This is a genomic window from Flavipsychrobacter stenotrophus, assembly GCF_002954265.1.
Classification (GTDB): domain Bacteria; phylum Bacteroidota; class Bacteroidia; order Chitinophagales; family Chitinophagaceae; genus Flavipsychrobacter; species Flavipsychrobacter stenotrophus.
Genome location: NZ_PPSL01000007.1, coordinates 25,904 through 39,145, shown reverse-complemented (window position 1 = coordinate 39,145; position 13,242 = coordinate 25,904). Strand labels below are relative to the sequence as shown.

Genomic DNA, 13,242 nt, shown 5'->3' with positions numbered 1-13,242 from the left:
CAACTTAAGATGTCTGCGTACTGATGAAATTAGCCTGCAAAATAGTAGCGAGGTCAGGCCTTATTATTGATGAGATTAAAGAAAATATCTTTATAAGTTTCCGAAATGGGAATCAATTGGTCTGCAACTTTTATTCTGCTCCGCTCAATGGATTCTATTTTGTTCAGGGCAACCATGTAAGACTTATGTACCCTGCAAACCAATCCGGATGGGATTGCTTTTTCAAAATCACTGAAATTCTGCAAAGTCATTATTTTCTTATTTACTGTATGAATTCTGCGGTAATCCCGCTTCCCTTCAATATAAACGATTTCATTAAGCATAATCTTCTCAAGCCGGTTCTCAGTCTTGACGAAAATAAAATCAGGCGGTGCATCGGGAGTGCGATGCAATATATTTTCCTGTGCTTTATTTACAGCCTGAATAAAGCGATTAAAGGTAAACGGCTTTAAAAGGTAGTCGGTTATTTGCAACTCATATCCCTTCAAAGCATATTCCTGGTAGGCCGTCGTAATAATAACCTGGCTGTTTATTTTTGTACTTTCCAGCAATTCGATGCCCGACAATTCATCCATATTTATATCCAGGAAAAGTAGGTCGACTTTGTTATTATTGAGGTAATTCAGCCCAGTTAGGGCATTATCAAACGTTGCACTTAAAAGCAAAAAAGGGACCTTGGCTACAAAGTCCTTTGTTTTCTCCAGCGCCAGTGGCTCGTCTTCAATAATAATACAGCTTAGTTTATCCATAGGGAATCATTAAGTCGATCGTGTATAGTTCACCGTTGTTGTTCACGCGCAAGCTGTGTTTTCCTTTGTAAAGGAGTTCCAGCCGCCTTTTTATTGGCTCATCGCCCAAACCATTGTCCGGCTGCTGTATTTTTGCTCCCGGCTCGAATTTATTGGCACCGACTAATCTTATATTGTCATCATTGACAAAGATATCTATTGTGATGGCGTTCTCAATTTTTTTATTGTTGGTATGATAATATATTTTGAGGTTCAAAATAGTTGGTTCTGGCAGAAGCAAAGCTGAAAGAGAAATACAGCCAATTACTTCAACGTTCACTCCGACCATTGGCAATACTCTTGTTGTATGCCGTTTTTTATTCGCTTTTTAAAAAAGCATCAAGAATTTTATTGAAAATTTCGGGTTGATCCATTAATGGTAAATGTCCAGCATCTTGAATTAAATGAAGCGTTGCATTTGGGATAATTTTAGCTGCTGCTTCGCCATATTCAACAGAAAATAATTTATCATCTTTCCCCCAAATGATAAGTGTTTCATTTTTTATTTGCATTAATAATTTTTCGGATATTTTAGACACTGAGGTTCCACGCCCCTGCTTAAATGCATTTTTTCCTCCTTTATATTTGAGGACAGCTATTGAGTAGCTACTATGGTTCGGGTCTCTGTTTATAGGTTTATGAAGTATATAACGCGAATTAAAACGATTTGCCAATGATGATGGATAACTATTCATCCATATTATTCCAATTAGAGGCCAAAAAGAAACTTTTGCACCTAAACCTGCAGAGTTAACTAAAACAAGCTTATCAACCATTTCAGAATTGTCTATGGCAAACTGCAAAGCGATGGCGCCACCTTGAGACAATCCGACAATATGAGCCCTTGATATTTTCAATTCTTTCATGAAATCTTTGAGCCAGTTCGAAAAATATGGCCTATCATAAGGCGCATCAGGTTTATCAGATTCTCCATATCCAACTATATCTGGTGCTACTACTTGAAAATTTTTAGAGATAGTATTTATTGATGGATACCAGGTAACAGCGCCAGCACCAGCTCCGTGTAGGAAAATTATAGGTTTACCATTTCCACATAATAAGTAGGTCGTTTTTATTGTTCCAATAGTTACTTCTCTTTGTTCAACTAATCCTCCTATTTTGTCTATCAGAAGTTGCCTATAGTTTTCTTTATTCTCTTTTTTCATGTTTTCCCCTCGTTATAATCAATGAATGTCAAAAATTACCGCTAACTTAAAGGTTGGTGTATGTGATTGCATGCTGTTCTTTAGTGATTCACTTTATTGGGTAAACTATAAACAATTTTGCCTGTAGAGTCGAGGAAATCTATTTTTGCATCTCCAATAAACTCAACAATAAGCTGAATCCTTGACATGCCTTTTTTATCTGCTAAGTTTATTAATGCTGATTTGTCTGCGTCTTTACCAATAAAAACCCGATGGGAAAAGGTAGGGTCACTTATTAGCTGGCTCCAGTATTTGTTTTAGTTTAGCCTCACTCTCTGGACCATTAGGTAATTTTTCTGTTTCCTTATACGTACAGCGAAACTCAGGGTAAGGCGGACTGTTATCCAAATCATCTACACATAAACCTATTTTTCTGTCCCCGTTATCGTCAAGATATTGTAAATACAGAACCGGGTTTTGACTGTATTTGTCAAAAGAAAAACGCCCTGAGGCAAAATATTTTCCAATCTTGTGTACAAAGCCCTTTGTTTTTCAGTTGCCAGTGGCTCGTCTTCGATAATACAGTTTAGTTTATCCATAGGGAATCATTAAGTCGATCTTGTATAGTTCACCGTTGTTATTCACGCTTAAGCTGTGTCTTCCTTTATAGAGGAGTTCCAGCCGCTTTTTTATTAGCTCATTACCCAATCCACTGTCCGGCTGTTGTATTTTTGCTCCAGTCTCGAATTTATTGGCACAGACTAATCTTATATTGTCATCATTGACAATGATATCAATTGTGATGGCGTTCTCAATTTTTTTATTGTTGGTATGTTTAAAGGCATTTTCAATGAATGGAATAAAAACCATCGGTGCAATGAGTTTATTACCCATCACCCCGGTTACTGAAAACTTGACATAATGCTGGTTGGCCGTTCTGATTTTTTGAAGGGCGATATACTTTTCAAGGTACTCCACTTCTTTGTGCAATAAAATCAGATCAGTCTTCGTTTCGTAAAGGATAAAACGCATAATACCCGATAGCTTATTCAGATAATTGGAAGCCTTGACCGCATCTTTCAATATCAGTGCGTCAATGTTATTGATGGTATTAAATAGCAAATGTGGGTCAAGCTGTGATTTAACGAGGGCCATTTCCATTTCATAGTTCTTTTCCTTTAGCAGTTCTTTTAACCTGATCTCTGAGAGCCAAGTGACAAAGCCTTTAATACTTAATGCAAGCATTCCGGTTATCAGATTGATGACGGTCGTAGCAGTTATCACTATGATAGCGGTAGATCGACCTTTCCTGCCGGCTTCATCCATATCAAGAATACGGCCGGTTTCGATTAGATAACGATGCAGGATATAGCTAAGCACCGCCACACCAATAGCAATCACCAAGCCGAAAAGCATTGAGCGTAAGTATTTTCGATGCTGTAGGTATTTGCGGAACAGCACGAAATAATAAAGAACATAGGTGATCGCTGAAGGCAGGATAGCAAAAATAAAAAGGCTTTTAAAGGCATTGATCACCTTGTAAATGTGATCGGCCGCATGCGAGATGCTTTTGTTGTAAAGCGTCAAAAGGATACCGATCAAGCTAAAATAGCAAACCCAGAACCCTAAATTCAACAACAGCGCAAATGATTTTTTCATATTTTATATAAATGTGTCACTTTATCTATTACGTCACTATATGATTTGATATCGTATCCTCTTTTTTGTGCGTAAGCCTTCAACGACCATCATTTTAACGATCTGTCAGCAATAGACATTAAGACGCTATGAGAAGGTAGTCGCTGCTTTTAAACGAGAACTGCTTCTGTAATAAACACCCAATATCTTAATTATCGTTTAAAAAATAACACACTCAAAAACCAAAGTATAAAACAACAAACGATTTTTTCGTGCTTTAGAAATGTCAATTAAAAAGTAAGCAAACCTCCGTTATTCATTTGGCATTGAGGGGGAAATTATGCAAACTGGTCATAATTGTCTGCAAAACGAGAGATTATTGACATTATATAGCAGTTTTCTTTATCGTATTTGCAATTTTTTTTGTATTGCAATAGTTGCCGTAAACTTCCATATAAGATTGATCGTTCATTTTTTTGACTAGCTAACCTTTAAATGGCTATTTTGACAGCCCGATCGAAATGTAGTCCTGTGCTATTTTTCGACTATGTTAAACAAGCGATTATTGATAGCGATCTTTTCGTCTTCTCTTCCGTTCACTCCCATTTTGGGTCTAGACTAGCCTATTTCATTCTATGTCCTAATTTCAAGGCAAAAGTATTGTAGCGATACGTCCATCTGATAGACAAACACGAATCGATATGGGACTTTGTAAATTTTATGCGGGTGATACTTTCAGTTTTAAAATTTAATTGTTGCTTTGAGAGCACTATAGAAAATGTCCTTTCCTTTTCCGGTTCCCTTGGGATAATTCCCCGCAATGAAATAGGCATCATCTACACCAAAGGAAAAGTTCTTTGTTATGACAAATGTGGATTCTAGGTTAAGAAGGGTCCCAATTCTTTTGTTAGTGGAGCTAAATAATAGGGCAGGGCCCGGACGCACCTCTTTTGCGAGAGGAGAATATGTGCCGTCCTGTGCACTTTGTCTCCACATGAAAAATGCTCCTGCATCAATATGTACCTCTTTAAACGGTGTGACGGTAACATAGGGATTTATGTTCGCAATATTTGTCGCACCGATAGGTGCTGCAAGTCCGTATTGTGGCTTTGAAAATAGAAAGTTGTAGGTGTTTAGTTCCTTATCATTTTTGTTTTTATCGCCCGAGGCATAATTCGCGGCAACGCCGAGAGTAAGTTTTTTCGTCACCAATGCATAATTTAGATCTGCAGAAATGCTATAAGCGTTTATCCTAAGGTTGTTGAATTTTCCAGACTGATATGTACCCTCAAATTCATAATTGAAGCTCTTATTCTTGCTAAATATTCGGAAACCGTAGATTTGGCGCACTTCATTGCCAGGAGTGAAATTGTATTTGCGCCGATTTCCTGTATAGCTGAGAATGTAATAATCCAATCCAGGAAGGTTTTTGCGAGCAACTTCTGTACCATAAACTCCAATTATTACCTCACCAGAACTTTTGTCATCGAATAACCCTGGTTCCGATATTACTGGGCTCATTACCAATATATCCAGTCTTCTTTTTTCGGTATGGTATTTTGCAATTGCTGCATCAAATGTCTGCCGGGTGTTTGGTCCTTCTCTAAATGTTACGACCCTATTATTACCATAAGTAACTTCTTGCCTGCCAATCCTGAACAACCAGTTTTTATTGTAGTTATAATCAATAAAAGCTTGATGCAAGCTAAGCCTGTTTTCATCGATTTCTGGAGTAAGTGGGTCGGGATTGAAAAAACGGAATGTACTTCCCAGTTGAGCAAACAGTCGCGTTTTTTTACCTAGTTCTAAATTTGAATGTATCATTAATCTATGCCATAGTTGGAAAGTATTTGTATGAGATGATTTAGCATCTCCAAAATTGCTATTCTTATAATATTGCAACTGCTCCCGGAAGTCGCCGCCAAATGATATGTTTGTTCCCTTAGTTAAGGTTATATACTTAATTTTGTCGATGCCTTTCTTATTTACGCTATCTGCCTTGAGATAGGTGAAGTTATCGTTGTACCTCAAAATGTTGATCTGGGAATAGCTATTTGAGGCAGAAACCATTAGCCATAATATGAAGGGAAATATTGAGTATCTCATTGCTTTGTTTTAATGTCATTCGGGCCACTGTTAAAACAATGACCCGACTGACCGAAGAAATTAATGTGGTTTGATTACTTGGCCTGTGTTTGCACCGAAAGCACTTTTGCGGAAGCCAAATTCCAGTTGTTTCATGGTCACTGGTATATCGCCGGGGAAGTATGGAAAATACTGTGGAGAGTTTTCAATTACAGTAGGGCTTACTGCATTGATACGAATGCCGTTTTGCAACTCGATAGCAGCAGCACGCACAAAGCCTTCTACTGCTCCATTCGCGGCTGATGCATTAGCAAAGTTTTTCTGAGGGTCATGCGTCAATGCCCCGGTAATCAGCGAGAACGAACCTTTGGCGTTGATGTAATGTTGTCCGATTAGCACCAGGTTAATCTGCCCCATCATTTTGCCCTCTATTCCTTGCCTGAACTCCTTGTCTGTGAGCTTATTCCACGGCCCCACAAAAGTTGGACCTGCTGTACTGATAACTGCATCGAATGTGCCAACCTTTTTATACATTTCTTCTATCGACTCTGGCGATGTAATATCTACCTGAACGTCTGCGCCACTGCGGTCTGCACGCACTATTTCATGCTCTTTTTCAAATGCGCTGGACAAATAAGTCCCCATGGTGCCTGATGCACCCACGATGATAATCTTCATACTTGTTTGGTAATTGTTTAATTGTGATTAATAAAACTGTTTTTTATTTGGCATCTCTGTTTTGAAACTGGACTTTAGACTCCATACTTCCCCAGGACTAGATTTTTCTATGTTTTCTTGACCTTTCATTTAAAAAATTTCCTCAATCAATTCCTTATTCACCATTAGTCCTGAGGTTGTGCCCATTGACACAGCATTTGCTACAGTCCGCATTCTTGTCGTATTATCACCACACGCGTACACACCGTGAATTGTCGTCTTTTGGGCAGCATCTATCTTAATATAACCATCTGTAGTTAGCTCGCAGCCTAACTCTTGGGAAATAGTCGACTGCTGTGCAAAGGGAAGCCGCGCATACAAGGCGTTAAGGGATTCCTTCCTGCCGTCAGTGAAAACGACCCTTTGCACATGACCATTTTCATGCTCGATTCGCTCAATTTCAGCTTCTACTATGGTGATGTTGTGCTTTTGAAGCTTTGCTTTTTGTAGATCGTTAAGTGTAGACCTACCATTTGTGTACAGGGTTAAATCATTTGTCCAATTAGAGATGAGCGACGATTGCTCGAACCCACTATCGCCGTTAGCAAGTATACCCGTCTTTTGATACCTGACCTCATAACCATGGCAGTATGGGCAATGAATTACACTAATCCCCCAGCATTCGGCAAAACCTGGTATATCAGGAAGTATGTCTTTTATGCCAGTCGCAAAGACCAGTTTACTCGCTGTAAACCTGTCACCAGTATTTACCTGAATATCAAATCCTTTTTCAATTTTACTGGCACCAGTTACCGATGCGTCCAAAATTGTCACTGTATCATACATCCGGACTTGTTGCCTAGCCAGGTTGGCGATTTCCCGAGGTGTCTTTCCATCGTTGGTGAGGAAATTGTGTGAATGTGGCGTTTGTTTATTACATGGGTTTCCACTATCGATGATTAACACTCGCCTCAATGCTCTGCCTAAAGCCATGCCTGCTGCAAGTCCAGAGTAGCTGCCACCAATAATTATTACGTCAAACACTTTCTCTTGTTTCATTTTATTTTTTATCGAATTGCTTATTAATGGTATAGGCACCAACATACCGCCTAATAGGATTCCTGTTTGTTTTACGAAGTCACGCCGCAACATGTTATTTCAATGAATTATTCTTTGAAAACTGACGAAGGATAAAATCCAGAAACGGAACCCCAACAAACATCATCCATGGCACTAATGAAATAGTTAAAATGAATGTTCGCAGATATAGTGGAATATCTGACAATTGCTGTCCAAACAGGAAAAGGAACAATGTAATTGATGGATAAATGACCAACCAAATTTTTAGAGACATTAACAGTCTTGCTTTTGCTTTCATATCGAATACTTTTATCAGCAATTATCTTTGCTTTCACAAAAGTACCATAGGCAAAAGGTGGTATAGTAGGACTGTAATGGAGTTGAATAGGACTTATCTGAAATTGCTTCTGAATATGTCCGGAGAATGGCCTGTATGCCGTTTAAAGAACCTGATAAAATAGGAAACATCCTCATAGCCTAATTGATACGCGACGTCCTTGACTTGATTCGGAGTAGCCAGCAGATAGCGCTTTGCTTCAAGAATAATGTGGCTGTTGATAACGTCTGACGCTGTTTTTCCGACAATGCTCTTAGTAATCTCATTTAACTGATACGGGGAAAGACTCATCTCATCTGCATAATAAGATACTTGTTTTTGGCCAATGATATGCAATTCTAAGAGCTCTAAAAATTCCTCCAATCGCTCCTGCTGATAAGAACCGGAGTTAGCTATTACAGCATTAGAATTACGACTTTGACGTGTAAGCTCTATGAAGAAAATATCCAGATTAGCCTTAATAATATCCTGGTATCCATCCGATTTATCGACATATTCGTTAAAGATGTAGGACAGAACCGCTTCCAACTTATCATACCGAGCATCCTCTACCTTACAAAAATTTCTATTACCGGCTTTTCTCAAGCGCTGGTTCGACAGCGTATTGTCCGAATGATAAAATTCAGTATTAAACTCCATTAAGTATCCCGAGCACTTTGCCATTAATGTAAGTTGGTGAACTTGGCCTGGACGTAAAACAAAGATCGAATTTTCGGACAAATCAATCGCATTAAAATCGATTTCGTGGACACCGTTTCCGTTTTTAAGAGCAAGAACAAAAAAGAAGTCGTGCCGGTGAAGCTCATGGTTAATTATTTCTTTGTCACCAAATAGATCACTTACTTGACGTATGTTGAACATCTCAAGCGTACCTCGTTTGTTTTGAGATTCTGCAAGCTGTCTGACCGGAATTTTCTTCATTGTAGCTATGCTAAATATTTACAACTTTACAATTGACATCAACCTCCCCTACGCTCAAAGGTAATATTATATGGTAACTTTAGTTCATTAAGCCAAAATTACAGAGATTGTTTACAGGTAACAAAGCTGATTTTTTTGATGGATTTAAGGGTTCAGATAAAGGTGGTCCTTTTGTCTTTTGATTAACAACAAGTGCCGAATGGCGTAAACCATTGTATAAGTACTTTACGCTTGTCGCTCAACTTCATACAGGATACAACGGAGGAGATAAAAGATCCTTTATAATCTTGGCGGAACAAACAATAGTGTTACACCACAACAAGACACTTCTGTTCATTTTGCACAGGCTGCGCCATACGCGTTCCAGTTTAGGTCTATTTTTCCACCCTAATGCAGGTATTTTGCAATAACATATCTAATGTGCTTTAACAATCGGTTTTATGTTCGGTTTTTTATTTAAAATTAATTGATATCCTAAATAAAAATTAATACCAGACTGGGTAAATGCACTCTTGAGATTATCCGTACCTAAATAAACACCCCTCCACCTTAACATTACACCATAATCAATTTTTCCAGTTGCATACCTATATGAAACAGGAACCCCAAAACTGAACCTGGGGCCTTCATACATCGTATTTAAATTCAGATAGTTATCAAAAAATACTCCTGGTTTATTTTTACTAATTATGGAAAACAATCCAGTAAGGACTGTATGAAATCTATGTAGAATATTATAGTTGACACTCATGATAAGCGAAGTGGGCATATACATCTTCGTTATCGACTTTGTAGTATCGATTTTAAAACCACTGCTCTGCATATAATATAGCAGATTTTCGAATTTTTGCGAATTGTAATTTAATCCCTCTTGGGTCACAACACCGTTACCGGAGATTTTATAACTATTATCCGATGCAAATGGGTATTTAATCGACCCAATATCAGTTATTGAGACGGACACATTCAGCTTATATTCATCCGAATAGATTAACGTTCCTGTACTGTCATTGCGCTTTGCCACCATTGGAAAACATGAATAAACTGCGCCAATATCGGCACTAAGCCCTTTGCCTATTTTTGAATCAAAAAGTTGCCCTGCCACGTTATTGGTAGCACTCTGCCATTTTGTGTCATACAAATTTCCTGACGCAGTCATGTCAACATCCTTTACGACAAATGTGCTATCTGCGTTTCGATATTGAACGGACATATTTTTACAATTAACGGACATGTACTGAATACCGCCCAAGGATCGAAGAGTAATTCCAAACTTAATTTGCCTGTCCTCTTTTTTGTACATCAAGGCGCCAAAAGTAAACCCTACCTCGTTCCAAAAATGTGAATTATATCTGAAATGTGTAGCAAGGTCAAATGTTTGAGGGTTGTTATTATTTGAAATAATACCCAACGTATTTTCGTTTATGTTGGTTATTTTTTCCATACTTCTTATTCGAGAACTGATTCCTATTCCGAACCTTTGCCCAATGCTAATTTGGCATCCTGGGCCTTGGGCCTGGTTAATTCTGTTTACATTTCCGATAATGTTGCTGTTATAATTTAGTCCACGTTCGTTTTCTGAATAAATGGCTGCTGCAAAATTGCCCGACGTAACCAAAAGATCTGTGGGGAAAGAGGATATCCCTAAAAAGTTTACAATTATTTTTTGTCTCGAGCCAGAAATAAACGCAGGATTCATTTGCACGGCATTTATACCGCCATAAAGACTTGTTGAAATACCAATGTTATATTGTGCATTTGCCGAAATACTAACTACATTACCGATTACAAAAAAAATACACTTGAGTGATTTCATAGTTGTCATTGTCTGATATACCGAACTGTATTTCCAAGTATAATATTAGTGGAGTCTATAAAACTAATATCCCATTTTTCATATGTTCCACCAGACCATCCAGAGGTAAGTATGTCCATTTTATAGTTTATTGAATCATAGTTAGTCCACATTTGATTTCCTGGATAGAGGCTACAAGCGGCTGATGATCCAGACACTATAGTACCTTGAATACCGTTATAAGCGACAATCATTCCGGCAAGTCCGGGGCATAAGTTTTCGTCTTGGGAAATCCAGGTGCCAACCAAATTATATTTTTTTGTACTCACCTTCGCATTAAACGTTTGTGTGTTTGAATTGCCGTTAAGATTGTTATATGTCACATTATAGGAAAAATCTTCATTAGTAGTTGATGATGTATTAAACTTGACCTTCAACTCTCCATTGACATTGTCGGTTATGCACGATACCCAAAAATTGGAAATGTTATCTATCGAAAGGTATCTTGCGTTCACCTTTAACTGTTTAGATCTGACCGCTACAGCACTTTCAAATTGTGGCGGCACACTGTTTAATTTTTCTGGGAGAAATAAACTGACAACATCCCACGTTTTTTTAAATTCTTTCATAACCGAATTCAAATCGATGAGTAATGGGTCGGCGGAGTTTACGTCTTGGTTACATATATTTCTGTAGTTTCCGTTTATGTCGAGAACATAAGATTGGTTATTGCCGAAAGTAATCGAAGTCGAGGTAGTTTTGTGTGCTCCAATTACATCTAATGCCGTTTGGACAAATGGCTTTGAAAAAACCAATTGACTCCATATGAGATCGTTGTACAACCTGTATACCCCCGAAACGCCTAACAGACCTCCTATTATTTGGTTTATACCTGCGCTAGGAATACGAAATATAACTCCACCTACGAATGTTAATGCCAAATCAGTTCGCAATCTTCGCTTAAAAAACGTCATATCATTTCTAAATACCACCTCCATATCCTCCTCGTCTGTTGTCCGGTGGAGAGTATTTGTGTCAGCATACGAAATAACATCAGCCAAAGGCATGAAGAAATCGGGGTTGGCTTGGATAAATTTCGCAACTATAAGTTTCTCCGAAGTTGTCGCAGAGTCGAATGTGGCTAATGTTCTTGCTAACTGCTGCTTGAGTAACATACCATCATGAACAGCATTTTCAGTATCTACGTTTAATAATCCGTTATTGAGTTGCGTAAGACTGTCAAGGCAACTGTTACGATAAAAACAGCTGTCAAAAACGTTTGCAATAATTTCATTAGGGCTCTTGTCTAAAACTGTAGAATCTATATTTATTGCCACGGTAAATACTCTTTCATCAATGTTTGTCTGCAAACTATATGCCCCAGGTGTTAACGTAGGCGTAATAAAAACGAGTTGGTTACCAATAGCCGACAGCTCTATTATTTGACCATTAAGTCGGGCCTCATATGTATTTTTTTTAAACGTTGTTCCGCTGAGTGTCAACGTAGCAATTTGATACTGTTTATATCGCACACTGTCGGAAATTAAATATATACCAGTATAGTTTTTTTTACAACTGTAACTCCCGCAAATTAATATGATAATCAGGACCGCACATGTAATAAATTTATTTATCATAATGATAATTTAATATGAAACAAAAATAGTTGTAAATTCCCTAAAATAAATATTTATCAGTTGCTGCAAGTCAATCATTTCCTCCATTTACTGCACTCCGCAGTTTCGTAAATAGATTTCGCTACTTTGGCGCTTGAAAGTAAACTATGATACCTGACTCTATCAAGAAAAGAATAGAAGTACGTTTTGGAAAATCAATAAGGTATCCCAAAGACTGTGACGCACTAGCTCTATCAATCAGTAATTATTGCAATGAAAAAATCAGCCCTGCCACATTGGTGCGGATATTTGGTATGGCTAAACAAGGGCCTACCCATCCGCGGAAATTTACCCTAGATCTGATTGCGCAATATACAGGATATAATTGTTGGGAGGACGCGTCTAAAGATAATAGACTGATCGATAATTCTAATATAGAGATAATGGAAACTATGACGATATCGGGGTTGAATCTTGAGCAGGTTATTTCTTTTAAGTATGGCCCGGGGAGCAAGGTAAAAGTCAAATATTTAGGGAACAATGACTTCCAGGTATTGGAATCAGATAAAAGCACCATGGTTAAGGACGATATATTGACAATAGTAGACATGAATCTGCATTGGAAGTAAAAGGAATGAGGATATAGTTTGAAGCTAGCCTCAGCAAATAGTTTGTTCTAAAATGTAAATTATTATGAAAATTAAATCAAGCACGATAAAAATCTGCTTATTGTTTGTCTTCAGTTTAGGGTTGCTATCATTTCTCCCCAACGACAGAAATTATCAAACTGAATGTGTTTCACTTGAGTCAGATGGTTATCTGACGATTAAAATATGGGATACCCAAAAGCGGTCCTTGTATAAAGCCGTGAAAGCACGCAAAGATGCCGTTAACGCCGTTCTGTATTCCGGAGTTGCCGGAAGCAATGGTTGTCCTACTCAACCACCAATACTCAAAACAGCAGATGAACAGGAAAAATTCAAAAGCATAGAAGAAGCCTTTTTTTCCAGAAATGGGAAATGGGTAATGTTTACCAGAAGTGCGGCTACTGAGACAACAGTTCCGTCGCATGTTGAGAATAAGAGCTGGAAGGTCTATCAGGTTTCAGTCTCCAAGGGTGAATTGAGAAAATACCTGGAAGAGAATAATATTATTAAACCTTTAAATCAAGGATTTTAAT

At 38.0% G+C, this 13,242-nt stretch carries 12 protein-coding genes; 2 read left to right on the top strand and 10 right to left on the bottom strand.

Going from position 1 to position 13,242, the window contains the following annotated elements; all coding sequences use genetic code 11:
• Nucleotides 1-53: 53 nt before the first annotated feature.
• From CJD36_RS20285 to CJD36_RS20235, 10 genes are all read right to left on the bottom strand, one after another.
• On the bottom strand, nucleotides 54-749 hold the full coding sequence (locus CJD36_RS20285) for a LytR/AlgR family response regulator transcription factor (RefSeq protein ID WP_105041039.1): 696 nt from the start codon (nucleotides 747-749) through the stop codon (nucleotides 54-56).
• Nucleotides 742-1,068: a LytS family sensor histidine kinase gene (locus tag CJD36_RS20280; protein ID WP_133162737.1), complete on the bottom strand. Its 327-nt coding sequence runs from the start codon at nucleotides 1,066-1,068 to the stop codon at nucleotides 742-744. The genes CJD36_RS20285 and CJD36_RS20280 overlap by 8 nt, the downstream gene beginning before the upstream one ends.
• 37 nt (nucleotides 1,069-1,105) lie before the next feature.
• A complete protein-coding gene (locus tag CJD36_RS20275; protein ID WP_240609392.1) occupies nucleotides 1,106-1,954 on the bottom strand; it encodes an alpha/beta fold hydrolase in 849 nt (282 codons plus the stop codon).
• Nucleotides 1,955-2,524: 570 nt separating this feature from the next.
• The gene (locus CJD36_RS20270; protein ID WP_105041037.1) at nucleotides 2,525-3,592 is read right to left on the bottom strand and encodes a sensor histidine kinase; all 1,068 of its coding nucleotides are present in this window, start codon (nucleotides 3,590-3,592) and stop codon (nucleotides 2,525-2,527) included.
• Between the two features lie 720 nt (nucleotides 3,593-4,312).
• On the bottom strand, nucleotides 4,313-5,677 hold the full coding sequence (locus CJD36_RS20265) for an alginate export family protein (protein ID WP_105041036.1): 1,365 nt from the start codon (nucleotides 5,675-5,677) through the stop codon (nucleotides 4,313-4,315).
• Nucleotides 5,678-5,737: 60 nt separating this feature from the next.
• Nucleotides 5,738-6,334, bottom strand: a complete 597-nt coding sequence (locus CJD36_RS20260) for a short chain dehydrogenase (RefSeq protein ID WP_105041035.1) — start codon at nucleotides 6,332-6,334, stop codon at nucleotides 5,738-5,740.
• A 129-nt stretch (nucleotides 6,335-6,463) separates the two neighbouring features.
• The gene (locus CJD36_RS20255; RefSeq protein WP_105041126.1) at nucleotides 6,464-7,372 is read right to left on the bottom strand and encodes an NAD(P)/FAD-dependent oxidoreductase; all 909 of its coding nucleotides are present in this window, start codon (nucleotides 7,370-7,372) and stop codon (nucleotides 6,464-6,466) included.
• Nucleotides 7,373-7,784: 412 nt separating this feature from the next.
• The gene (locus CJD36_RS20245; protein ID WP_105041034.1) at nucleotides 7,785-8,651 is read right to left on the bottom strand and encodes an AraC family transcriptional regulator; all 867 of its coding nucleotides are present in this window, start codon (nucleotides 8,649-8,651) and stop codon (nucleotides 7,785-7,787) included.
• A 415-nt stretch (nucleotides 8,652-9,066) separates the two neighbouring features.
• Nucleotides 9,067-10,467, bottom strand: a complete 1,401-nt coding sequence (locus tag CJD36_RS20240; protein ID WP_133162736.1) for a DUF5723 family protein — start codon at nucleotides 10,465-10,467, stop codon at nucleotides 9,067-9,069.
• A 5-nt stretch (nucleotides 10,468-10,472) separates the two neighbouring features.
• Nucleotides 10,473-12,083: a hypothetical protein gene (locus CJD36_RS20235; RefSeq protein ID WP_105041032.1), complete on the bottom strand. Its 1,611-nt coding sequence runs from the start codon at nucleotides 12,081-12,083 to the stop codon at nucleotides 10,473-10,475.
• A gap of 146 nt (nucleotides 12,084-12,229) precedes the next feature.
• On the opposite strand from CJD36_RS20235, the gene CJD36_RS20230 reads away from it, so the two are divergent.
• Nucleotides 12,230-12,691: a hypothetical protein gene (locus CJD36_RS20230; protein ID WP_105041031.1), complete on the top strand. Its 462-nt coding sequence runs from the start codon at nucleotides 12,230-12,232 to the stop codon at nucleotides 12,689-12,691.
• Between the two features lie 64 nt (nucleotides 12,692-12,755).
• The gene (locus CJD36_RS20225) at nucleotides 12,756-13,241 is read left to right on the top strand and encodes a hypothetical protein (RefSeq protein WP_105041030.1); all 486 of its coding nucleotides are present in this window, start codon (nucleotides 12,756-12,758) and stop codon (nucleotides 13,239-13,241) included.
• Nucleotide 13,242 lies beyond the last annotated feature (1 nt).

Coding starts and splice junctions, on each gene's coding strand:
- CJD36_RS20285 (WP_105041039.1), bottom strand. CDS start 749: ATGGATAAACTAAGCTGTATTATTATTGAAGACGAGCCACTGGCGCTG.
- CJD36_RS20275 (WP_240609392.1), bottom strand. CDS start 1,954: ATGAAAAAAGAGAATAAAGAAAACTATAGGCAACTTCTGATAGACAAA.
- CJD36_RS20270 (WP_105041037.1), bottom strand. CDS start 3,592: ATGAAAAAATCATTTGCGCTGTTGTTGAATTTAGGGTTCTGGGTTTGC.
- CJD36_RS20265 (WP_105041036.1), bottom strand. CDS start 5,677: ATGAGATACTCAATATTTCCCTTCATATTATGGCTAATGGTTTCTGCC.
- CJD36_RS20260 (WP_105041035.1), bottom strand. CDS start 6,334: ATGAAGATTATCATCGTGGGTGCATCAGGCACCATGGGGACTTATTTG.
- CJD36_RS20255 (WP_105041126.1), bottom strand. CDS start 7,372: ATGAAACAAGAGAAAGTGTTTGACGTAATAATTATTGGTGGCAGCTAC.
- CJD36_RS20245 (WP_105041034.1), bottom strand. CDS start 8,651: ATGAAGAAAATTCCGGTCAGACAGCTTGCAGAATCTCAAAACAAACGA.
- CJD36_RS20240 (WP_133162736.1), bottom strand. CDS start 10,467: ATGAAATCACTCAAGTGTATTTTTTTTGTAATCGGTAATGTAGTTAGT.
- CJD36_RS20235 (WP_105041032.1), bottom strand. CDS start 12,083: ATGATAAATAAATTTATTACATGTGCGGTCCTGATTATCATATTAATT.
- CJD36_RS20230 (WP_105041031.1), top strand. CDS start 12,230: ATGATACCTGACTCTATCAAGAAAAGAATAGAAGTACGTTTTGGAAAA.
- CJD36_RS20225 (WP_105041030.1), top strand. CDS start 12,756: ATGAAAATTAAATCAAGCACGATAAAAATCTGCTTATTGTTTGTCTTC.